We start from the raw sequence: 21,070 nt of genomic DNA on the forward strand, positions 1-21,070 counted from the left end.
GTGCGGTGAAGATTCGACACCTCCACCACACACGGGGGCCTTCGCCACGATCAAGACCGGCCAGCGTTAACAACGCTCGTGATCAATACACCTAGTAGCTGTCGTAGCTCGGCTTACCGTTCGGCCGGTAGATGCCGACGACGGTGCCGCTCTTCGTCGTCGAGACGCTGACCGGCTCCAGCGCAGTGGGGATCGCTCCGTCGGCGAACAGCCGCTTGCCGGTGCCGATGATCACGGGATGGATGGTCAGCCGGTACTCGTCGACGAGGCCGTGCTGCATGAGGGTCTGGGCGAGGTCGCCACTGCCCACGACGTTGATGTTGCCGCCGTCGGACGCTTTCAGCTTGCGTACGGCATCGACGATCTCGCCTTCCAGCAGCGTGGAATTCTGCCAGTCGACGGATGCCAGGGTCCGAGACGCCACGTACTTGCGCATGCTGTTCATCTGATTGGTGAACGGATTGTCGGGATCGGCGGTCGGCCAGTACGACGCGAAGATCTCGTACGTCTTGCGACCGAGCAGCATCGCGTCGGAGAACTCGTACCAACCGGCGATGGCCGTGCCGACCTCGTCGTCGGACACCGGCTTCTGCCAGCCGCCGTGCTCGAAGCCGCTCTGAGCGTCCTCGTCCGGACCGCCCGGCGCCTGCATGACGCCGTCCAGCGTCAGGAACGTGCAAACGATGATCTTGCGCATGGTGCGCTCCCTTCCTCGACGGGTAGACCGCGCAACCGCCGGAAACTCATCGGCGGAGCTTCCGCAGAGCAGCCGCAGGCGTCGCCTGAATCAGCCCAGCTGTGAAGTGCGGTGCCTCTTGGCCGACCCGAGGGGGTCTGGTCCGCAGATGTGCGCACCAAACCCCGCGCCGCCGGGATGATCCACACGACAGGCCCTGGCCTCGATTTAGCCCCGCACGCGACGAACGCGCCCGTATCCGCGCGGCGATGGACCGTATCCTCCACAGAACCACGCAGCACTCCAACGGCGCGCTGCCGATCGTTGCCCTGGCCCAGCGAGCACCTCGTACGCGCCGTGAACCAACTGACCGCGCACAACCGGCAGCTGCTCCACACCCTGTCGCAGCCCGACTCCCCGGTCCGGGCGTTGCCGACGCAGCCACATCCAGGCCGAAGCCACTGAGTCGCTGTCTACGCCCGGTGCAGGTGGTGGCTTCGCCGCAAAGCGCAGCTGACCAGCGGGACGAAAGGCGTACCCGGTCATTCACCGCGCGGACTCGGAGGCGGGCCTGCCCTGCGGGAGAACCATCCGTGGTCAGATACGGCGGGCGGGCGGCCCCGACGGTGCGCTCGGTGCGTACCGTCAGGTCGTCGCGGCGCAGGATGCTGTGCGGGCTGCTGGTGTCGAGGAGCTGGTCGAGCGCGGTGAGGTCCTCGGGGGAGAGTCTGCCTGCGATGACGCTGCGGATGCGCTGCAAGACTCCGGCGGCGTAGCGGCCGATCGCTTCGCTGCGCGAGCCTTCGAGGTTCACGGCGATGGCGCGTTCGCCCTCGACGGTGAATCCGGCGGCGGTCAGCATCGGGCCCCAGTCGGCGCCGCGGTGGGGCATGTGTTCTGCTGGGCGGCGATCGGCGGCGGCGTGGACGCGCTCTGCCAGGCCGGGCCTGTCCTCGGGGGCGTTTTCGGGCAGGAAGCGGGGATGGCCAGCCAGTTCTACGACGGCGAACAGGCCGCCGGGCGCGAGCACGTCGTGGACGTTGCGCAGTGCGCGGTCGGGGTGAGTCCGCTGGGGCGCCATCTCCTCCACGCTGCTGCTGCGCCGGCTGGGCTCCGGGTCGAACAAGAATGCCACCTACACCGCCTTCCGCGAGGTCGGACGGGCCATCCGCACCATCCAGCTGCTGCACTGCCTCTCCGATGCCCCGCTGCGCCGCAGAGTGACGGCGGCGACGAACAAGGTGGAGGCGTTCAACAAATTCTCGAAGTGGTTCGGCTTCGGCAACGGCGGCATGCTCGCCGACTACGCCCCCCCGAGCAGGAGAAGGCCGCGAAGTTCAACGCCCTGCTGGCCAACGCGATCATCTTCCACAACGCGCTGGACATCGCCGAGACCGTCCGCCAGCGCTGAAGGATGAAGGAGAGAAGGTCGGCCCGGAGGACCGGGCGCAGGTCTCGCCGTGCCTAACCAAGCACATCCGTCGCTGCGGCGATTACTCCACCCACGAGCTCGCCGACGAACCCGACAAGGGCCGGATGCGTGAGCTGGCCGGGCGCGTGTCGGCGAGCACCTCGGGGAGCCCTGGCACCGCGTCCGAGGGCTGAGCGCGGGAACCGGGCTGAGGGCACAGCAGTCGGTCGACCAGCCCGTCGATGTAGTCCGGGGTGAGCGGGACCATACCGAACAGGACGCGGATGTACATCGGGGCCAGGATGTGATCCAGCACGTCGAACGCGTCGAGTGCGTGCTCGCCACGGTCGCGGGCGCGATCGAGCATGGCCTGCAGTTGCCGGGTGCGTTCGGCGCGGAGGGCGGCACCAGCCTGCAGGCCCTGCTGACCGCTGCTCGACAGGGCGAAGGCCAGGTGCAGCACCGCCGGACCGTCGGGTCCGGTGATCTCGCGGGCCACTTGGGCCGCGTAAGTGCGCAGGTCGCCGGCGAGGCTCCCGGTGTCGGGCATCGGCGACTGCGCATTGAGGCGGGTGAGCGCCACGTCGGTGAGCAGGGTTTCCAGGTTGCCCCACCGCCGGTAGATGCTGCTGTCGGCTACGCCTGCGCGGGCTGCGACGTCGCCGACGCTGAAGTTGCCGTAGCCGCGCTCACTGATCAGGTCGGTGACGGCCTGGTGCACCTGCGCGCCGACGCGGGCGCTGCGCCCGCCGGGCCGCCGGGCTCGCTGTCGCTCGTTCATGCCTACACCTTAACGCAGTCACGACTTGCGTTTGCGGGATCATCCTCTCTATAGTCACCCTAACGCAGTCGCTGACTGCTTTAGGGTGCTCAGGTGTATCGCCACCCGCGTGTATCACCACCCGCGTCGACCGCGACCGGGCGCAACCAACGATTGAGGGGGATCCCATGGCTGCATCGCCTGCGACCTTAGGCAGTCGATCAAACCGGGCCGTGCTGCTCACGGTGACCTGCCTGGGCCAATTCATGGTCCTGCTCGACAACACGATCGTTGGAGCGGCACTGCCCGATATGCAGCACCGGCTGCACACTCAGCTGACCGGTCTGCAATGGATCGTCGACGCGTACGTACTACTGGTCGCCATGCTGCTGCTGTCCGGCGGTGTCTTCGCCGACCGTTTCGGCCGCAAGCGGGTGTACCTGACCGGTGTGGCGGTGTTCACCGCCGCGTCGCTGCTGTGCAGCCTCGCACCCTCGCTCGGCTGGCTGGTCGCCGGTCGGGTGCTGCAGGGCATCGGGGCCGCGGCGCTGAGCCCTGCCTCGCTCGCCCTGCTCGCCGCCGCCTATCCCGTGCCGCAAGAACGAATCAAGGCGATCGGGCTGTGGGCCGGACTCAGCGGAATCGGTCTGGCCGCAGGCCCCGTGGCCGGCGGCGTGCTGACAGAAGCCTTCGGCTGGCCCGCCATCTTCCTGGTCAATCTGCCCATCGGCGTGGTCCTGCTGCTGGTCGGCCTGCGCCACCTCGGCGAGTCGCACAATCCGAGCGCCCCCGCGATCGACATCCCGGGCACGGTGCTGTCCGTTCTGGCGGTGGGGGTACTAACCTACGGGCTGATCGAGGGGGGTGCCCGCGGCTGGACCTCACCGGTCATCCTGGGCAGCTTCGCCGCCGCGGTGATCCTCCTCGCCGCCTTCGTCGCCGTCGAAGCGCGCCGTTCCGCTCCGATGCTGCCGCTGCGGCTGTTTGGGCAGCGCCTGTTCACCGTGTCCAACACCGCCATGGTCGTGGTGGGGTTCGCGCTCATGGGCTCGTCGTTCTTCTTCTCCCAGTTCTTCGTGTACGTCCAGGGCAGCTCGATCCTGCGCGCCGGCCTGCAGACCCTGCCGGTATCCCTCGCCATGGTGATCGTCAGCCCGTACGCGGGCCGGCTCGCCGCCCAGTACGGCTTCCGAATCGTGGTCACCATCGGCCTGGCCCTGGCCGGCCTGGGGCTGCTGGCGCTCGGCATGGTGCACGCCGACACCGGCTACGGGAACGTGTGGTGGCGGCTGGGACTCGCCGGCATCGGCTTCGCACTGGCCATGTCCCCGCTGACAGGCGCCGCCATCCAAGCAGTCAGCCCGCAGGAAGGTGGCCTCGCCTCAGGCATCAGCAGCACCACCCGGCAGATCGGTGCGGTGCTCGGCGTGGCGGTGCTCGGAGCCATCGTCCGCACCCGGCAATCCGGCGGCGCCTCCTTCGAGACGGGCCTCAACAGCGCCTTCCTCGCTGCCGGCACCGTCACTTTGGCCACCGCCGTGTTCACCGGCCTGTGGCTGGCGAGGTCCAAGCCCGCGGAAGGCACTGTGGTGACGCATTGTTCCACCGGCCCAGACGCGGTCACCACCTCGAACGAGGCATCCGTGAACAGCCGTTGACAGTGACAACCGCCTTGGCCGGGAGGAGCGGCTGCGCGCCGAGGGCGTCGACATCACCATGCCGCTACCGAGGCCCCTGGGCGAACTGCTATTTCCAGGCCGCCGACCCCAGCGGCGTCATCGTCCAGTTCATCGAGTGGGTCACCCCGCCCGGCCCCGAGAACACCTGAAGCCCCACCGGGCCAGGGTGATCCGACCCTGGCCCGGCGCCCCCCGCCAGGCCCGTGTGCAACATCCCGCAACCACGCAAAGGACCCCGACCTTGTCCCCTGACCCGACCACCGTGCACCCGCTGCCCGCTCACGACCGCGTGGTGTTCCTCAACCCGCTGGTCACCTCACCGAACATCACCGTGGGCGAGTACACCTACTACGACGATCCGGGCGGCGCCACGGACTTCGAGCACCGCAACGTCCTTTACGCCTACGGGCCGGAGCGCCTCACCATCGGCAAGTACTGCGCGATCGCCACCGGAACCACCTTCCTGATGGCCGGCGCCGAGCACCCGACCATGGGCGTCTCGACGTACCCGTTCACCATGTTCGGCGGCCGGTGGGCCGAGCAGACGCTGGACATCGTCACCGCCATGCCCAGCCGCGGCGACACAGTCGTCGGCAACGACGTCTGGTTCGGGTACCGGGCGACTGTCATGCCCGGCGTACGGATTGGCGACGGCGCCATCATCGCGGCCGGCGCCGTAGTCACCGCCGACGTTCCGCCCTACACGATCGTCGGCGGCAACCCGGCCAGACCGATCCGGCAGCGCTTCGACGACGCCGATATCGAGCGGCTGCGGCGCGCCGCGTGGTGGGACTGGCCCGCCGACCTGGTCACCGAACACGCTCGCACCATCATGGCCGGAACCCCGGCCGACATCGAACGCATCGCCACCGAGCACGGACAGGGGAAGTCCCTTTGACCCACGTGACCCAGGTATCCATCGAAGAGCACACGGTGGCCGACCACGCGGCCGGACCCTACGCCCTCACCACGGGACCGGACGGCGCCCTGTGGTTCACCCTCGTCCACAGCGGTCGGATCGGCCGCCTCGCCCCCGGCGAGGAGTCGACGAGCCACCGGCTCGACCCCGACAGCGGGCCGACCGTCATCACACCCGGCCCGGACGGCGCGCTGTGGTTCACCGAGTACCGGGCGGACCGGATCGGGCGGATCACCACCGACGGCGTGATCGACGAGTTCGGCGTGCCCGGCTCCGGCTGCGGGCCGTTCGGTATCGCGGCGGGCCCCGACGGCGCGCTGTGGTTCACCGAGACCGCCGCCGACCGCATCGGCCGCATCACCGTCGAAGGTCACCTCACCGAGTTTCCACTGCCCGTCACCGGCGCGTTTCCCTCGGCAATCACCGCTGGTCGCGACGGCGGCATGTGGTTCACACTCAACCAGGCCAACGCCATCGGGCGGATCGGCATGGACGGTGGGGTCACTCTCCATCCCCTGCCGACCGAGGCGGCGGCGCCGGTCGGAATCGCCGCAGGCCACGACGGAGCGCTCTGGTTCGTCGAGATCGCCGCCGGTCAGATCGGCCGGATCACTCCCGACGCGCGGATCACCGAGTTCCCGTTGCCCGACCGCGCCGCCCGACCGCACGCCGTCACCGTCGACGGACAGGGCACCGCCTGGTTCACCGAATGGGGAGGCAACCGCGTCGGCACGATCACCCCCGACGGCTCCGTCACCGTCCACGACCTGCCCACCCCCCGCTCCGAACCGCACGGCATCACCGTCGGCCCCGACGGCGCCCTGTGGACCGCGCTGGAGATCGGCGCACTCGCCCGCATCGCCCCGCTGGACAGCACCGCCTGAACAAACCACCCCTCTCCCGCACCGTCAGCAGCAGTCGGCCGTACGGCGGCCGGGGGAGGAGGTCCCATGAAATACGCACTCGTGATCTTCGAGACGGACGAATCGCGCTGCCGGATCCAGGCCGACCGGGCCGCGTACCGCAAGGAGTACGAGGGCTGGATCGGTAGCCTCGCCGCGGCCGGGAAACTGGTCGGCGGCGAAGCCCTGGAGACCGAGCGCACCGCGCCCGCGACGGTGCGCACTGCGGCCGACGGGACGCCGACGGTGACCGACGGGCCCGCGCACGCCGGCGAGGAGACCCTCGGCGGCTGGTTCATCGTCGAGGTGGCCGACCGTGCGGAAGCCCTCGAACTGGCCAGAGCCTCCCTACCCCGGAGACCGTCGAGGTCCGCCCGATCCTCGAATCCGCCCGACCGACGCCGGGAACCGGCTCGACGGCCCAGAGCCCGGCCGCAGGGTCGCTGAAAATGGCTCTGTCCGCAGTTCCGTGAATCCCCAGGTCAGCGAGCTGAGCGAGGGATCGTTTCGGAAGAGTATGTCCCAGCATGGCGAGCAAGACGGTCGAGGCTGTGCTGTTTCCCGGGATCGATGTGCGAGTGGAGCGCGTCACCGACTCCTCCGACGTCCTTGTGGTGGAGGCGGTGTCCACCGCTCGCCCCGGCCGGTGCCCCGACTGCCGGAAACAGGCGATACGCATACACAGCACGTACGAACGCGTCCTGGATGACAAGTCGTTGGGATCTCGCCGGGTCATCGTCCGGCTGCGGGTCCGCCGGTGCTTCTGTGACCCCGGGCCTGTCCGAGTGGCACCGCCGCTCCAGCACAGGACTTACAGGCTGGCTGCGGTCCATCGCGATCGAGCTCGACGGACATCCGGCCGCGCGGCTGTGCCGCCGCCTGCGGCTGGTCGCAGGCCGTACCCGGCTGCTCAGGCTGCTGGCGGCGCCGACGGTGCCGCACCGTGCGCCGCGGGTGGACGAGTTCGCCTTCCGCAAGGGTTGCACCTACGGCACCGTGCTGGTCGACGTCGAGGCCGGCCGGGTCGTGGACGTACTGCCTGGCCGCACCTCCGAAACGTTCGCGGCCTGGCTCACCGAGCACCCCGGAGCCGAGATCATCTGCCGGGACCGAGCCAGTGCGACGCGTCAGACCCTGTGGACAACTGCCCCGTCCTTGCGCCGGAGACCCATCCGTTGCGGGCAGACATATGCACACGTAAAGTGACAAAGAGGGTACTTTTCGTAGTCGACGGAGGTGGCGGTGAGCGCACAGAAGCCGAATTCTGAGTCAGGCCTCCCACGGTTCGAGGAAGCCGAGCCTCTGAGCTCGCAGGACGCGGACTTCGTCCGGGATCTGATCGCCGTACTTGAGAAACACGGCAACCTGGACCGCTTCGGCCTGTGCCTGCTGCACGAGCACTTCCCCTTGGCTGACGACGAGACCCTGGTCGAGACGACCGACACGAGCACACGCACCCTCCACACCCACGTGGAGAAAACGGACCGGACCAGCCATAAGAAGCCCTCCCAATGGCGCTTCCTCCCCAGCGTCGGCCACTCACGCCGCAGCGAGTTCGCCGGCGACCCCTATGAGGTCATCCTGCAATGCGACCCCTACAGCGGATGCCCATCCCGGACATGAATTCCTTGGTGTGGCGATTGATTGCGCTCACCTTCGTGGTGCTGGGGTGGGGGGCGGCACAACCAGCACAGGCGCACGCCGCCGACATGGCCAACTGCTCGGAAATCCGAAAGGCCGGGAAGGCGAATTTCACTTCCCGACTGATCTTCAGACGGAAAAATCTCGAGTTCGTTGAAGTTCGGCAGATAACAAGCATCGAGCTACCAGAGCAGAAGGGGCAACTTGCGGACAGCCTGACACTCAGCTCGAATGCACTCAAGTACAAACAAGCCCTACACTGCCTGCTACCAAGGAGTAACCAAGCGCCGAAAAGTATCGACGAGTGGCATCCGGAGTGGCGATCCATCAATCACCAGATCACGCAAAAACACCCTGCCACCCTGCAATACGAGTCGTGGAATCTGATTCACCCAGGCGGCGAATACGAGGTGGGTCCTTGGACGGTCACGGCTCCGTCAGCCAACGACTGGAGCATCACCCTCAACCCATCGAGTGGTTCGACCAACGCCTCATGGCAGACGATCTCGATCGATCCAGGCGGACTGGAGATAAGCGATTCCCCCGGAATATCGAGCATCGACAAAGACACCAGAGTATGGCGCGGACACAAGCCGCCCATCTTCGCCAAAATAGCGCCACCACGGGATCTTACTCAAAGCAAACGCGCTACTTTCATCTCCTCTCTGGGAATTGCCTCGTGGTGGGTCAGTGCCTCGATTGTCCTCGCCGCGTCAGCGTTGCCTTTGGCACGACGGGACAGCGGGAAGTCCGACGACAACACCGAGAGGACCGCTTCCAGCGCGGTGGCCTGCGCGGCGTTGGAATGGGCCGTGCTGAGTGCAGCCCTTGGCTTGGCATTGCTGCTGGTGATCCAGCCTTCTTCTCCCAGCAAGAACGTCGGGCGCGCCCTGCTGGGGATCTGCGCGGGTCTCACCATGGTCCTTCTCGCGCGGCCATGGCTGCCACTGACGCAGGGCCCCGATGATCCCAGAGGGTTGGTGAACCGCAAGAGAGTCGTCTACGGCACCTCCGGGGCGGCGGCAGCGGTAGGACTGCTGGTAATCCTGTCTCCGCACCTCGTCGGGCTTCCGCCGAATCTCGTGCCCAGCACTCGCCCCCCTACTCTAGGAATAGCCGGACTGGTTTTGCTGGACCTGTCCGTGCTTTGGCTGTGGCTGACTGCGATCGCTGCCTGGGCCTGGCGTTTTGCACGGGAAGGAAGGCTGGGAGAATCCCCGAGCGAAACCAAGCCCGAAAATCCTTCACCCTCGAACGATGGCCGACCCGACTATCACCTCCGGCACATGGTTGCAGTGGGCGCAGCGCTTGCTGTGGTCGCAGCCATGGTGGTGCTCTGCCGTGCACTGATCTTCGAAGATAGGTGGAAACGTGCCAACTGGATGGGGGAAGCAGCCGCGCTTTTCGGGACCGACCATGGAAGCGCCCTGAGCCAGCAGCTCGCAGACTTCGCATCCCGCGGCCCGCAATGGGCGTACGCCTACACGTGGGCACTGCCAGGCCTCGCACTCGTAGCACTTCTCCACAGCAACTGCCGAACCAAACCAGAAACCCTGGGCCCGGAGGGTGTGGATCTAGTTGCGGTGATCTCCATCTTTGCCATCGTCGTTGCGTTGAGGGGAGTCAAGTTTCCAGGAAATGTCGCGGCGGTGTACGGCCTCTGGCTACCTCTCAACATGGTCGCATTGTACGGCGTGGTGAAGTTGATGGGCCGTTGGTCGGTACTGAGCCGAGTGGACCGAAAAGCAGGGACGCATTGCGTCGTGGCGGAACTGAGTGACCGGGAAAGGCACAAGCAGCTACTGGTCGAGGCCCGGCGCTGCCGGGAGCTGCTCCACCGGCTGCACCTCATCGATCACGGGCACGCGGAGGAAACCACGAGACCGAGCCTGGAGAAGCAGCTCCGCTTCCTGCATCGCTGGCGACCCACCCAATGTGGCCACGACTGTCTACCGGACCCTGTGTCCGTGGTCGACGTCGCGCTCAGCTGGGGACCAAGCCCCCGTTGGTGGGGAAATGCTCTCAATGCGGCACGCTGGGCATCTATCTTCGGAATTCTGCCCAGTATGGTCCTCGCCTGGTATCAGAACGCATACGGCGTCAAACACTGGACATATACCCTCACGTTACCCACGGGCATTCCCGATACGATCGGGACGTTCATCGCAGTGGAGATCTCCTTCGCCGGGGCGGGACTCGTTCTGGGCGCGTTGTGGCGAGTATTGCCCGGAGAACGCGGTCCGACGCGAGCTCTGAGTCTCTTCGTTGCCTGGTTCGTTCCCATCGTGGTCGCTGCCGTCTTTGCCGCATTCACCCAAAACCTCGGAACCAAGGAATTGGGCGAGGCAGTCCTGCGCGTCATTCTCATGCTCATGGTGCTGACCCTGACGAGCATGTGGATGGACACCGACACGTTCAGTCGCGAACGGGCCTACATGACGAAACGCCTCCGCCTACTGGCATCGATCTACGAGCTGCACGGCCTCTCGGGACAGATCGCCTTCCTGCTGATCCAGGCGGGGGCCGTGGTGACAATCTGGCGTGCCGTCGTCAATGCCTGATCACCCGCGACCACCCCAGCATCGCAGGGGCACCGGGCTCGGTGCGACCCAAGGACCAACGAGCAGCCGCGAGTGATCGCTACCTTCCCTCCGGCGCACGAAGTCACTCGGTCGTGCGCGACCCAAAGTGGCCGGTGGCCGGATCACCGCAGGTGGGTGCGGTATGACAACGGTCGCTACCTGGACGGCTGGTACAAGCGGTTGTGCGACGCCTACCTCGCGCCACGATGGCCGACCTCGGCGTGCGCGCGGACCTGCCGCCGGCGGACTTCTTGGCGGCGATGGAAGGCTATAAGGAGGGCGACCCTGAGCTGGCGATCGTCGCCTCGGCGATCAAGGCCACCGTCAAGGGCGGCCTGGGCAAGCTGCGCGAGCGCCCGCGCGGTGAGGGCTGGCGACCTGGTGAGCCCTGGCGGGCGCTGTCCCGGCCGACGTGGCGGCCAGACATCCGTACGGCGGTCATCTCCCGCACCCGAACCAACCTGCACCGCAAGATCGTCAAGCGCGCGGCGTTCACCGGGCAGTACACCACAGCGGTCCTGTCCGACCGGGGAGCATCCGTGGTCGTTTTCAAGGCTCTGTCCGCAGTTCCGTGAATCCCCAGGTCAGCAGCTGGAACGGGGGATCGTTTCAGCAGGGTGTTTCCTGCCGTGGCGAGCAAGACGGTCGAGGATGTGCTGTTTCCCGGGATCGATGTGCGGGTGGAGCGGGTCAACGACTTCTCCAGCGTCACCAGAGATTGTCGCCGGTTGCGAGGCTCTTCTGGATGCGCTGCGCCGCTACCGTGAAACTGTTGCCGCAGGCGAACGGACGGGCAGCACGCAGTACCGAGAAGCCAGAGGCGGGTACTTTGCAGCAGTCGCCGATGCGATCAACGTCCTTCGCGGTAGTCAAGGGCCACTGCTCTTCTCGATTCGCCAGTCGGTACGTCGCGCTGGCTCCAGTGCTTCCGACCCTGCCTGACGCTAGGCCATCACGGAACTGCGAACAGAGCCCTGAAAATCTCCAACTCTGCTTCTTCGTCGCCACTTGTTTGCGAGCTCAATCACGAGCGTCGGGTGCGCGGCTCAGGGTCCGGTGGTCAGCGCAGGCCCTGATTGGTGCGGGCGCTCCAGACCGCCAGTGCGGCTGCCAGGGCGCAGGCTCCGCCGAGCCAGAGAACGCCCTGGAGGCTGAGCGTGTCGATGATGACGCCGCCGGCCAGCGCGCCGAGACCGATCGACAGGTTGAACACGGCCACCCAGAGGGCGGAGGCCGCTTCCACCGCCTCCGGAGCAGCCTTGATCATCCATGTCTGCAGGCCTACGGACACGCCGCCGTAGGCCAGACCCCACAGGATCAGCAGCATGGCGCCGCCGGCCGTCGTCCGGCCCAGTAGCAGGAAGAGAGGCATCGCCATCGCAAGGGATACGGCGATGGTCAGCACGCTGCGGTGCAGCCTGCGCGAGAGGGCCGAGCCGGCGGCGAAGTTGCCGATCATGCCCGCCACGCCGAAAGCGAAGAGCAGCGGGCCGACATAGCGCTCGTCGATGCCTGACAGCTTCTGCAGCGCCGGGCTCACGAACGTGTAGGCCGAGAAGTGCCCGAACACGATGAGGACCGTTGCGATGATGCCGATGCGCACCCCCGGGTTGCGGAACTGCTCGGCCAGGAGACGCGGCCGGATGGCCTGCGAGGCGGCCAGCGAGGGCAGCACGGCCAACAAGGCGATCAGCGCGACGAGTGCCAGGGCGCTCATCGATGTGAAGGCGATGCGCCAGCCGGTCAATTCGCCGACCAGAGTGCCGAGCGGGACGCCGAACACGTTCGCGGCCCCGACGCCACCGAAGATGACCGCGGTGGCGCGTGGCACGTGCTCGGTGGTCACGAGCCGGACGGCCAGGCCGCTGGCTATCGCCCAGAAGCCGCCGATCGCGATACCGACCAGCACTCGGGAGCCCACCAGGACGGCGAAGTCTGGTGCCAGGGCGGAGGCCACGTTGGCGAGGGTCATCAGCCCCATCAGACCAAGCAGCAGGAGCCGACGGTCCATGGCGCCGACGAGCACCGGAACCAGTGGTGCCGAGACCGCAGCGACCAGGCTGGGAACCGTCACCATCAGCGCTGCCGTTCCTTCGGAGACCGACAGTGCCGATCCCACGGCGGTCAGCAGGCCGATCGGCAGCTGCTCGGCGGTCACCAGCAGGAAGGTGCCCAAGGCCACGGCGGTGACCGCCGGCCAGTGGCTCTTGTGCGGGGCTTGCTGACCAGCCACCTGGGCGGTGGTCCGTTCTGTGGTTGTCACCGACGCCTCCTTCAGCATTTTGGGAGCGATCGCTCCCATATCCGGTGGACCCTAGTATGGGAGCGATCGCTCCACAAGTTCGGTAGAGTGAAGGGCATGGCACGCCCCCGACAGTTCGACGAGCAGGACGCGGTCACCAGAGCGACCGAGCTGTTCTGGCGACGTGGCTACAACGCCACCTCCGTGCGTGATCTGGGTGACGAGCTGAAACTCACGCCCAGCAGCCTGTACCGGACGTTCCAGGACAAGCACACGCTGTTCCTTCGCGCCCTCGACCACTACCGGGCCACCGAGTCCACCCAGGCCGAGCAACGGCTGGGCGCCGATGGCCGTCCGCTGCGCCAGGCACTACGGGACTGGATGCTGTGGCTGGTCACCTGCCCGACCGGCGGCGAGCCCGGCCGGGGCTGCTTCGTGGTCAACACAGCCACCGAACTCGGCATCACCGACGACGAGGTCCGTCAGCGGACCGAGGCCGCCTTCGAAGTGACCAGGCAGGCACTGCGATCCTTGCTGCTCGAGGGCCGCGACAACGGCGAACTACCCCCCGCCCTCGACATCGAGGGCGCCGCGGAACTCCTGTTCACCACGGTGCTCGGACTGCGGGTACGGGAACGCGCCGGCCACGATCCCGCACGGCTGGCCACCGCAATCGACACCGCGATCCAGGCACTGGGGCCCATGTCCACGGAAGCGCCCTGACGGCAACACCCGGAAGTGGCATTGCCCCCGCTGGAACACAGGCGACCGGTCAGAACCCAATGACGGGCGCATTACCGTCGTTGGAGCGGCTTTCAAGCCGGACTTGCTCGCGCCGAGCCCGCTCGTCGGCCGTCAGCCCAACGTCATCGGATACCTCATTCCTCTGGCATGGCGCCGTAGAAGGGTGATGCCGACGAGGCCGGAACCGTCTTCCAGCGGGGCGTGCAGAAGCTGATGCACTTCCCGGACGGGATCGGCGGTGTCTGGGTGGAGGCCCGCACACCCCGGCGACGAGTGCCGTCGATGCGGACACCGCACTGGAACCGCTGCAACCCCGTGTGCGTGAACATCTCCCGCATCGACACCCACATCGACCGGGCCCGAGAGCAACTCGACCAGATCGACGCCGACTGCGCCGGACCCGCAGTTGCCCTTCCCGCTGCGCCGTCGGCTCGATCTGTGTCGCGCCAGCGCAGAGAAGGTCATTCAGGAGCACGAAGCCTCACCAGACCGGTCGCCGACAAGGACAGGACATGACGACAGCCCAGGACGACGCGCCAGCCCCAGGGGGTCGATATCGGGGACCCCGTTCCTGCGGCACCGCCCGGCCCGGTAAGGCAGCACAGTGCGGGGCCGGTGCGCGCTGGACGGCACCGCGCCCCGCGCTGCCTCCACAGGACGTCCGTCGTACGTTGCCCGGCCCGAGGCGACCACTACGACGGTTTTCATCACCGGCAGGTTTAACAGACCGTGCGGAAGATGACCGGCAAGCTGTGGTTTCGCAGCCGACCGTGTGACAGTCACCTACCCCGCCTCTGACTCACCGGGAGGCGACTGCGGTAGGCAGTCGAACCGGTCGACCAAGATCATCGCCACATCGTCGGCCAAGTCGTCGCCGGTGTGGCGGTTCAACGCTTGGTGCAGTTGCTCCAGGAATTCTGGCGGGGCGGGGCCGACGCCCATCTCCTCGACGGCCTCCCGCAGAGCGAAGAATTCGCCGTCGCGGTTGCGGGCTTCGATCACACCGTCGGTGTACAGCAACAGACGGTCACCGGGAGTGAACGGATAGGTCTCAGGCTTCTCGGGGAGGTCGGTGACGAGGTCTTCGAGACCGAGAGGTGGCGACGGCAAGCCCGGCATCAACGGTGCGGCCCTGCCCCGGTGCAGCAGCAGCGGTGGCGGATGTCCACGGTTGACCAACTGCACCACGGGTTCGTCCGGCACCTGCGCGATGAGCGCCGTGGTGAACCCTTCCAGCAGAACCTCCTGCCCGAACGCGCCCGGCACCGCGACTTCCCGTCGCAGCGCAGCCGCGCAGCGGTTCATGACCTCCACGAGATCGTCCTCATAGTGCACGGCCTCCCGGAACGCCCCCAGCGCCACCGCGACGGCCCGTACCGCGGACAGTCCCTTGCCCCGCACGTCCCCGACGATCATCCGGACGCCGTACCGCGTCTGCACGGCCTCGTACAGATCACCGCCCACCCGTGCCCCCGTCCCAGCCGCAAGGCACAGGCTGCCGGCTCGCAGCGGGCCCAGGCGCGCGGGGACGGGCCGCAGCACGACCTCCTGGGCCGCCACTGCGATGCGGCGGACCTGGTCGAGCTCTTTCTGCCTGCGCTCCTGCATGGCGCGGCTGGTGATGAACCCAGCCACGGAGACCAGGGCCAGCGCCAGAAAGTTGCTGTAGACCTGCAGGGTGCCCCACGCCCCGTTATGAGTCGCGGTGACCACACTGATCGCCAGCGCCAGGACCGCCGCCGCAGTGGTGCCCCTGGGCCCCAACGTCACCGCCGCCAGCGCCGGGACCGCAGTGAGAAAGGGACCTGTATAGATGAAGTGCGCAGGCGTGAGCTCGATGACCAGCACAGCCAGCGCGATCAGATAGGGCACACACGGCATCAACGCGAAGAGGACCCGGTTATGACCGCCTGCTCCTGGTATGGGGGGTGAGCGCAAGAGCGACCTCATGCACCAAGCCTGCCTCGCTGAAACCCATGACTCCACCCCAGCTCGCCACCCTGGGCAGCACGGAGACCAGCCCGGCCCCTTCACAGTCCTTGTGATCGCCCAGCCGCATCCCGTCTGACCTGCTGCTTTCCTCGAAGAACACTCCCAAGGGGCCACAACGTCCCGGCCACGGGGACGAGGACTCAGCAGAGCTCAGAAGGAACTCGCGGGATGTCGCGCAGTCGAGAATTCGGCTGCCGGCTCCGAATGTCTGGCTTCGTTCACTTCAATCAGCAGCGTATGTCCATCGGTTTGGTCGCGATGGCGGCCGGCGGGGGTTTCGGCCTCAACTTCTCTGTAGCGCATCAACAGCTGATCGGGCGGCGCACCGAGGACCGGCTGCGCAAGAAGTACGACCTTCTCTCCGTCGACAGTGCCCTGCCCACCCGCCGCCGTCCCAAGCGGGTCACCTCACACCCACAACGCGGCCACTCCCGGATCCATGTACTTGGTGACCACTGACACCCAGCTCGGTGCCGTCGCCGCCCCGGAGTGCCCCGACGATCTCAACGACGCCACCCACGCCGACATCGAGGACGCGGCCTTCACCTGGAGCCCCGACATCGAAGACCGCACCCAGTCCGGTCAGGGCCGACAGGCGGCTGCCTGCATCGTCCTGCGGCTCGTCCAGCTCGGGCACGACGTCCGGCCTACTGGCCCAGCCCGGCACCTCCCGGCCGCGGGGGAGTGGCACCCCCGCCGCCAAGCAGACGGCGCTCGCGGATGTCCTTAGCAGCTGTCCCGATGTTCCCGTCACCGTCACCCTGGCCCGCTGATGTCCCGCCTGGCCGTGCCGGTCCCAGTACCCGACACGGCCGGAGGTGCGCCCGCTCCTGTGTGGCACACGCTGGTGATGTTTCCAGCGTTCGGCCACGGGCCCTGGTGGTGGCTCCTAGTGCGATCTGCGGCGTTCAGCGGCACGAGGGCGGACAGAGAGTGGATGCGCGGCAGGAAGGGATTGCTCGTCGAGGCGCTGCGCATCCTGCGCGATCAAGCACCACACCGGCGGCGGTTCGTACGGTGGTCACCGATGGGATGACGCCCGATGGGGCGGCGCTATGCGTACCCGGGTTTCGGTGGGGGCGTTTTCGATGTCGTCGAGTTGGGCGGTGATCGTGTTGCGCAGGTTGTCGTAGTCGTCGAAGCAGTAGTCGTTGAACAGCGTGTAGCCCGTCCACATCAGGTTGGCGCACACGCGTGCCGGTACCCGGCCGGTCTGGGCGCCCATGCCGACCAGTGCCACCGACGTGATGCTGCCGGGTGCTCCGTTGTTCTGGCGGTGGATCGCCTGGAACGCGGCGGCGCACGCCAGAGCCACGTTGAGGGTCTCGCTCACGTTCTGCGACGACTGTTCCATCGTCGGTGTGGAGATCAGGAACTTCGGGTTGGTCGCCCCGGAGGGAACGCACACCGCGCTTCCCACCGGGAGCCTTCCCTCGAACTGGTCGCGGATCGCCCGCTGTACGCGCAGTTGGATCCCCGCGCCGAGGTGCCGCTTGATGACGGCGTCGACCCCGCCGTTCATCAGGCCCCGCGAGTTGGTCGGGCTGACCCAGGCGTCGACGGTCTCATCGAGGATCGACCCCTTGCGGATCTCGATCCCGGGAGTATCGGCGAATGCCGCCCGCCACGCCTGCACCACCGTGGCATTGATGTCGGTCAAGACCACCTTGAGCGGCGGCTGCACGCGGTTCACGGTCATCTTCCACACTCCCGTCGGGAAAGGGGCTTTCCAGTGATCACGACGCTACAGGGGCCCACTGACAACGCAGTTGGGAGATCACGTTGTCGTACCCCGCTGCTAGCCTCCCGGGCCATGATCAATGACAACGCCTCGGCCCAGCCCGACCCGAACGACCCGCTCGCCCTCGCCGAACTGTTCAAGGACGGTGGTGAACCCTGGCTCCCGCTGCTGAGGCCGGTCATCGAGGCGCAGCCGAACGCCGCCTCCTTCATCGGCCCGGACCGGGGCCCGGATGTGGTTCCCGTCCGCGAACTGACTTTCCAGGCGCTCAAGCCCAACCCGCCCCACAAGTGGAAGGTCGTCATCTTCGGGCAGAACCCGTACCCACGGCCGGAGAGCGCCACCGGCATCGCCATGTTCGACAACACCTTCCACGACTGGAAGGACAGCCAGTTCGGCAGGGTCGTCAGTATCCGCTGCATCATCAAGGCAGCGGCGATGTGGAAGTACGGCATCCCCAAGAAGACGCCGATCGCCGACATCCGCGCGCTGCTGAAGAAGCAGGACACCGTCCAGCCGCCGGAATGGTTCCAGGCAATGCTCACGCAGGGCGTACTGCTGCTGAACGCGGCGCTCACCGCCAGCAGCGACGGGCCGAGGGGGGCCGACCCGCACACCGGGTTCTGGCGTCCGGTCGCCGAGCGGATCGTCGAGGAGATACTCAAGGCCAAGCAGAACGCCGACGAGGAGGACCGCGGTGTCGTCTTCGCGTGGTGGGGGGCCCACGCCCGCAGTCTGAAGCAGGTCGTCCTCCGGCTCCAGAAGAAGTATCCCGAGGTCGAGGTCCGGCACATCGACCACTGCAACCCCGCCGCGCAGGGCGATATCTTCTGCGACGGCGACCACTTCGAAATGGTGAATGACGCCCTCGCGTCGGTGGGTACCGAGGCGGTCGACTGGCTGCCGAGCCGAGGGTGGGACAGGCTCGCGGCGGGGGCCGGCGGGACGGACAGCGACGTCGCCGAGCGCATGGGCGCGTTCATCACGTCCACCATGGAGCTGCACCAGCTGTACCTGGAGCGGCTTTCCAGCGTCAAGGACGAAGGCCTCGTCCTTGAGGCGATCACCGGCGTGTTCGACACCCCGCTCATGGACTTCCGAGACGCCGTCAGCCCCGTCGCCAAGCTGCTGCGCGGTCTCGACCGGCACGTCCAGCGGTCGCACGAGTTCGGCAAGCTGCGAGCGGACGAAGGCACCGGGAACCTGTCCGCCGACGCCGTCGCCGCGCTCTACCTCTACACCTGCGAGTCCGCGTTCTACCGGGAGATCAACGCCATCCTGCGCAATCCGGACCGGTCGAAGGTCGTCCCCTATCTCCCCTATCTGCGGCTGCTGTTCTCAGCGGTGTCGGGGCTTCCCGTGCGCAAGGAGCCGTTGTGGCGCGGGGTGCCGCTGGACCTGCGGGCGCAGTACCCGGTGGGGCGGACCGTGACCTGGTGGGGTGTGTCCTCGTGCACATCCGAGCTCGGCGTGGCACGGGCGTTCCTCGGCAGTCGCGGCAAGCGGACGCTCTTCGAGGTACAGCCCGCACGGGCCGTCGGCATTCGCAACTTCTCCGCGTTCACGGGCGAGGAGGAGTTCATCCTCCTGCCGGGCACGCAGCTCGAGGTGGTGGATGTGAAGACCGAGCGTGGCGGTCTGTGCACCGTGAAGCTGACCGAGTCGGAAGAACAGCCCCTCGTGTCCTGAGCAGGTGTGAACGAGCCGGGGCACATGGTTGGAGTTCAGCCAGGACGCGTCCAAGGTAGCTCCGGTGACCGTCAGTTGGAGGCAGCAGCCGAGGCCGTCAACGACAGCATGCGAGGTTGAGTCCCGGGGCGCCGGATCGAGACGGATGCGGCTTCCTGGCCGTCGTCGGACTGCAGATGCTGGCATGATGATGCTCATGCTCACGTACCGAAAGGCCGATGCCGCGTAAGCGGCCCGGCGCGCTGCGCGCTGAACAGTCTCTCCCTGTCGCGTGGGGCTTGCCCCAAGACCGGATCCACGGCCTCTCTGCTCGAACAAGTGCCGCAATAGGTCGAGTTGAGAGGCTCTCGGGTGACTACTACGTCTACCCCGGCGTCACCGACCGTGCGCTGCGGCGGTATCGAGCGTTTCTGCAACCACCAGGACGACGCCCCCTGTATCCGCAGGAGGCGGAGTGTTCGTGCCGCGACTGTTCCTTCGACGACGTGCGGCATGCCCGCGACGTGCTTGAGGAGGTCTTGCGGCAGTTGCCTCCCTGGGCCCGCACCGAGCTTGGACGCCGAGTGCGCGCCCTGGATGCCAGGTATGTCGAGCGCACGCTGCCAGATCCGTTCGCCGATCATCGGCAGTGGCGTGCTGACCTCTGGTGGCGGCGCCGTCTGGCCGGCAGACGAGAAGCTGTATGAGGGGCCTGACCCAAGCCCAAGCCGCAGTGAAGTGATCAATGTGTGTTTGGTGTGATCACGGTGTCGAAGGCGTCCCGGACAGGCCCGTACACCGGGCTGGGTCCGCGCTGCTTCGGCAATCTGGTGACCGCCTCGCGCCGTGGCGCACTGCCTTCCCTGTGGAAGCCTACGAACATGGTCAAATCGGACCGGAAGAGCGGCTTCTGTTCGGTCACATCCGGAGGGTTCGGCAAAGGGGGTGTTTCGAAGTGCGGTGACGACCGCGAACCGGCAGGATGGGATATCCCGGTCACTGGCAGCGGGTCAACCGGCTTCTGGATCCGCAGTGTTGACCGAGATCGTTCTCATGAACAGCACGTGGCCTGGGAGGCTGGCATCCGCTTCATTCCGTGGGCTACGTTGTGCAGTCATGACTACCGGGATGGCATTGCGCCACACACGGATTGGTGACCCGGTGCTCTTCTGAGCGCCGTACGGGCCGGTGCTGGCCCGCTGTTGGATCGAGGATTTTGCGCTGCTGCGCGGGCTCCGCCTCCGTCGTGTTGATCACAGGCTCGACACATCAACCACGACAGGAGAATTCATGCCCACCAAGACGCTGCAGATTCCCACCCCGGACGGCCAGGCCGACGCGTTCGCCGCCTTCCCCGAAGGCGGCGGGCGGCGCCCAGGGGTGCTGATGTACGCGGACGGCTTCGGGATCCGGCCCGTGCTGCGGCAGATGGCCCGCGAACTGGCAGGGCACGGGTATTACGTGCTGGTCCCCAACCTCTTCTACCGGCACGGCCCGGCACCGCTGATCGAGCTTCCCGAACACATTGGAGATGACGTCCGGCCCGCGGTCTTCGCCCAGCTGATGCCCATGATCGAGGCGCACACCACAGACCGTGTCCTGAGCGACGCCGACGCCTATCTCAGGTTCCTCACCGCTCAGCCCCAGGTCAGCGGCGGGCCGGTCGCGGTGACCGGCTACTGCATCGGCGGCCTCCTGGCGACGCGCACCGCCGCGGCCCACCCTGGCCAGGTAGCCGCCCTCGCCGCATTCCACGGTCCGGTGGGAGTCGACGGACCCGACAGCCTCTCGAAGCTCACCGCCGAGGTCCACTTCGGCCACGCGGAGAGCGACTTGACGCCCGAGGCCCTCGGCGAGCTCAACCAGGCCCTGGACGCGGCGGATGTCGGCTACACCTCCGAGATCTACCCCGGCACCGTCCACGGCTTCACCATGTCCGACACCGATGCCTTCAACCCCGCCGCACTGCAACTTCACTGGGACCGCCTTCTGCCCCTTCTCCGCCGCACACTGACCAAGGGCTGAGGATCCGGCCCGAAGGTCAAGCCTGAAGTACACGTCGCCGGGGTCCTGGCGATGTTTCGGAGTCGGTGGAGGGCGGACGTCACCCGCC

18 protein-coding genes and 4 pseudogenes are annotated in these 21,070 nt (G+C 67.1%); 15 read left to right on the forward strand and 7 right to left on the reverse strand.

All coding sequences use genetic code 11. From position 1 onward, the window contains the following. Positions 1–91 precede the first annotated feature (91 nt). Together ACIGXP_RS34710 and ACIGXP_RS34715 are read right to left on the reverse strand one after the other, a co-directional pair. Positions 92–697, reverse strand: coding sequence for a dihydrofolate reductase family protein (locus tag ACIGXP_RS34710; protein ID WP_399775279.1), 606 nt, complete (start codon positions 695–697; stop codon positions 92–94). A 589-nt stretch (positions 698–1,286) separates the two neighbouring features. Beyond that, positions 1,287–1,739 (reverse strand): annotated as a pseudogene (locus ACIGXP_RS34715) (SAM-dependent methyltransferase); the annotation flags it as partial. A 43-nt stretch (positions 1,740–1,782) separates the two neighbouring features. On the opposite strand from ACIGXP_RS34715, the gene ACIGXP_RS34720 reads away from it, so the two are divergent. Further along, the gene (locus ACIGXP_RS34720) at positions 1,783–2,094 is read left to right on the forward strand and encodes a Tn3 family transposase (RefSeq protein WP_399775547.1); all 312 of its coding nucleotides are present in this window, start codon (positions 1,783–1,785) and stop codon (positions 2,092–2,094) included. Between the two features lie 210 nt (positions 2,095–2,304). Here ACIGXP_RS34720 and ACIGXP_RS34725 read toward each other — a convergent pair. After that, positions 2,305–2,868 (reverse strand): annotated as a pseudogene (locus ACIGXP_RS34725) (TetR/AcrR family transcriptional regulator); the annotation flags it as partial. A 167-nt stretch (positions 2,869–3,035) separates the two neighbouring features. On the opposite strand from ACIGXP_RS34725, the gene ACIGXP_RS34730 reads away from it, so the two are divergent. The 9 genes and pseudogenes from ACIGXP_RS34730 to ACIGXP_RS34770 form a co-directional block, all read left to right on the forward strand. Beyond that, complete coding sequence (locus tag ACIGXP_RS34730; RefSeq protein ID WP_399775281.1) at positions 3,036–4,505, forward strand: MFS transporter; 1,470 nt, start codon at positions 3,036–3,038, stop codon at positions 4,503–4,505. Between the two features lie 262 nt (positions 4,506–4,767). Further along, positions 4,768–5,424 (forward strand): CatB-related O-acetyltransferase, encoded by a 657-nt coding sequence (locus ACIGXP_RS34735; protein WP_399775284.1) that lies wholly within the window; start codon positions 4,768–4,770, stop codon positions 5,422–5,424. Positions 5,425–5,429: 5 nt separating this feature from the next. Further along, complete coding sequence (locus tag ACIGXP_RS34740; RefSeq protein ID WP_399775286.1) at positions 5,430–6,329, forward strand: virginiamycin B lyase; 900 nt, start codon at positions 5,430–5,432, stop codon at positions 6,327–6,329. Between the two features lie 66 nt (positions 6,330–6,395). Then, complete coding sequence (locus tag ACIGXP_RS34745) at positions 6,396–6,794, forward strand: YciI family protein (protein WP_363220653.1); 399 nt, start codon at positions 6,396–6,398, stop codon at positions 6,792–6,794. 80 nt (positions 6,795–6,874) lie between these two features. After that, positions 6,875–7,057: pseudogene (locus tag ACIGXP_RS34750) on the forward strand (hypothetical protein); the annotation flags it as partial. Between the two features lie 55 nt (positions 7,058–7,112). Further along, on the forward strand, positions 7,113–7,553 hold the full coding sequence (locus ACIGXP_RS34755; RefSeq protein WP_399775289.1) for a transposase: 441 nt from the start codon (positions 7,113–7,115) through the stop codon (positions 7,551–7,553). Positions 7,554–7,589: 36 nt separating this feature from the next. Further along, positions 7,590–7,970: a hypothetical protein gene (locus ACIGXP_RS34760; protein WP_399775292.1), complete on the forward strand. Its 381-nt coding sequence runs from the start codon at positions 7,590–7,592 to the stop codon at positions 7,968–7,970. Next, on the forward strand, positions 7,967–10,549 hold the full coding sequence (locus tag ACIGXP_RS34765) for a DUF6185 family protein (protein ID WP_399775294.1): 2,583 nt from the start codon (positions 7,967–7,969) through the stop codon (positions 10,547–10,549). The genes ACIGXP_RS34760 and ACIGXP_RS34765 overlap by 4 nt, the downstream gene beginning before the upstream one ends. Before the next feature lie 153 nt (positions 10,550–10,702). After that, a pseudogene (locus ACIGXP_RS34770) lies at positions 10,703–11,097 on the forward strand (transcriptional regulator); the annotation flags it as partial. 181 nt (positions 11,098–11,278) lie between these two features. Here ACIGXP_RS34770 and ACIGXP_RS34775 read toward each other — a convergent pair. Together ACIGXP_RS34775 and ACIGXP_RS34780 are read right to left on the reverse strand one after the other, a co-directional pair. Next, positions 11,279–11,443 carry a hypothetical protein gene (locus ACIGXP_RS34775; RefSeq protein WP_399775296.1) on the reverse strand — a complete coding sequence of 55 codons (165 nt, stop codon included), beginning with the start codon at positions 11,441–11,443 and terminating at the stop codon, positions 11,279–11,281. A gap of 187 nt (positions 11,444–11,630) precedes the next feature. Further along, positions 11,631–12,851: an MFS transporter gene (locus ACIGXP_RS34780; RefSeq protein WP_399775298.1), complete on the reverse strand. Its 1,221-nt coding sequence runs from the start codon at positions 12,849–12,851 to the stop codon at positions 11,631–11,633. A gap of 78 nt (positions 12,852–12,929) precedes the next feature. Between ACIGXP_RS34780 and ACIGXP_RS34785 the strand changes: the two genes are divergently transcribed. Further along, positions 12,930–13,535 (forward strand): TetR/AcrR family transcriptional regulator, encoded by a 606-nt coding sequence (locus ACIGXP_RS34785; protein WP_399775300.1) that lies wholly within the window; start codon positions 12,930–12,932, stop codon positions 13,533–13,535. A gap of 804 nt (positions 13,536–14,339) precedes the next feature. Here ACIGXP_RS34785 and ACIGXP_RS34790 read toward each other — a convergent pair. After that, complete coding sequence (locus ACIGXP_RS34790) at positions 14,340–15,437, reverse strand: PP2C family protein-serine/threonine phosphatase (RefSeq protein ID WP_399775302.1); 1,098 nt, start codon at positions 15,435–15,437, stop codon at positions 14,340–14,342. A gap of 279 nt (positions 15,438–15,716) precedes the next feature. On the opposite strand from ACIGXP_RS34790, the gene ACIGXP_RS34795 reads away from it, so the two are divergent. Together ACIGXP_RS34795 and ACIGXP_RS34800 are read left to right on the forward strand one after the other, a co-directional pair. Then, on the forward strand, positions 15,717–16,007 hold the full coding sequence (locus tag ACIGXP_RS34795; RefSeq protein ID WP_399775304.1) for a hypothetical protein: 291 nt from the start codon (positions 15,717–15,719) through the stop codon (positions 16,005–16,007). Continuing rightward, positions 15,997–16,278 (forward strand): hypothetical protein, encoded by a 282-nt coding sequence (locus tag ACIGXP_RS34800; RefSeq protein ID WP_399775305.1) that lies wholly within the window; start codon positions 15,997–15,999, stop codon positions 16,276–16,278. The genes ACIGXP_RS34795 and ACIGXP_RS34800 overlap by 11 nt, the downstream gene beginning before the upstream one ends. Positions 16,279–16,569: 291 nt before the next feature. On the opposite strand, the gene ACIGXP_RS34805 is transcribed toward ACIGXP_RS34800, so the two are convergent. Beyond that, complete coding sequence (locus ACIGXP_RS34805; protein WP_399775308.1) at positions 16,570–17,247, reverse strand: macro domain-containing protein; 678 nt, start codon at positions 17,245–17,247, stop codon at positions 16,570–16,572. A 114-nt stretch (positions 17,248–17,361) separates the two neighbouring features. Between ACIGXP_RS34805 and ACIGXP_RS34810 the strand changes: the two genes are divergently transcribed. After that, a complete protein-coding gene (locus ACIGXP_RS34810; RefSeq protein WP_399775310.1) occupies positions 17,362–18,978 on the forward strand; it encodes an ADP-ribosyltransferase domain-containing protein in 1,617 nt (538 codons plus the stop codon). Positions 18,979–20,247: 1,269 nt separating this feature from the next. Beyond that, positions 20,248–20,982, forward strand: coding sequence for a dienelactone hydrolase family protein (locus ACIGXP_RS34815; RefSeq protein WP_399775312.1), 735 nt, complete (start codon positions 20,248–20,250; stop codon positions 20,980–20,982). Positions 20,983–21,070: the final 88 nt, after the last annotated feature.

Source organism: Streptomyces sp. NPDC053069 (genome assembly GCF_044546895.1).
Classification (GTDB): Bacteria; Actinomycetota; Actinomycetes; order Streptomycetales; family Streptomycetaceae; genus Streptomyces.

Bases quoted from the DNA above. Each gene is read 5' to 3' on its own strand.
- ACIGXP_RS34780 (WP_399775298.1), bottom strand. From the start codon at position 12,851: ATGCTGAAGGAGGCGTCGGTGACAACCACAGAACGGACCACCGCCCAG.
- ACIGXP_RS34765 (WP_399775294.1), top strand. From the start codon at position 7,967: ATGAATTCCTTGGTGTGGCGATTGATTGCGCTCACCTTCGTGGTGCTG.
- ACIGXP_RS34795 (WP_399775304.1), top strand. From the start codon at position 15,717: ATGTCGCGCAGTCGAGAATTCGGCTGCCGGCTCCGAATGTCTGGCTTC.
- ACIGXP_RS34730 (WP_399775281.1), top strand. From the start codon at position 3,036: ATGGCTGCATCGCCTGCGACCTTAGGCAGTCGATCAAACCGGGCCGTG.
- ACIGXP_RS34790 (WP_399775302.1), bottom strand. From the start codon at position 15,437: ATGCCGTGTGTGCCCTATCTGATCGCGCTGGCTGTGCTGGTCATCGAG.
- ACIGXP_RS34810 (WP_399775310.1), top strand. From the start codon at position 17,362: ATGATCAATGACAACGCCTCGGCCCAGCCCGACCCGAACGACCCGCTC.
- ACIGXP_RS34710 (WP_399775279.1), bottom strand. From the start codon at position 697: ATGCGCAAGATCATCGTTTGCACGTTCCTGACGCTGGACGGCGTCATG.
- ACIGXP_RS34745 (WP_363220653.1), top strand. From the start codon at position 6,396: ATGAAATACGCACTCGTGATCTTCGAGACGGACGAATCGCGCTGCCGG.
- ACIGXP_RS34805 (WP_399775308.1), bottom strand. From the start codon at position 17,247: ATGACCGTGAACCGCGTGCAGCCGCCGCTCAAGGTGGTCTTGACCGAC.
- ACIGXP_RS34785 (WP_399775300.1), top strand. From the start codon at position 12,930: ATGGCACGCCCCCGACAGTTCGACGAGCAGGACGCGGTCACCAGAGCG.
- ACIGXP_RS34815 (WP_399775312.1), top strand. From the start codon at position 20,248: ATGCCCACCAAGACGCTGCAGATTCCCACCCCGGACGGCCAGGCCGAC.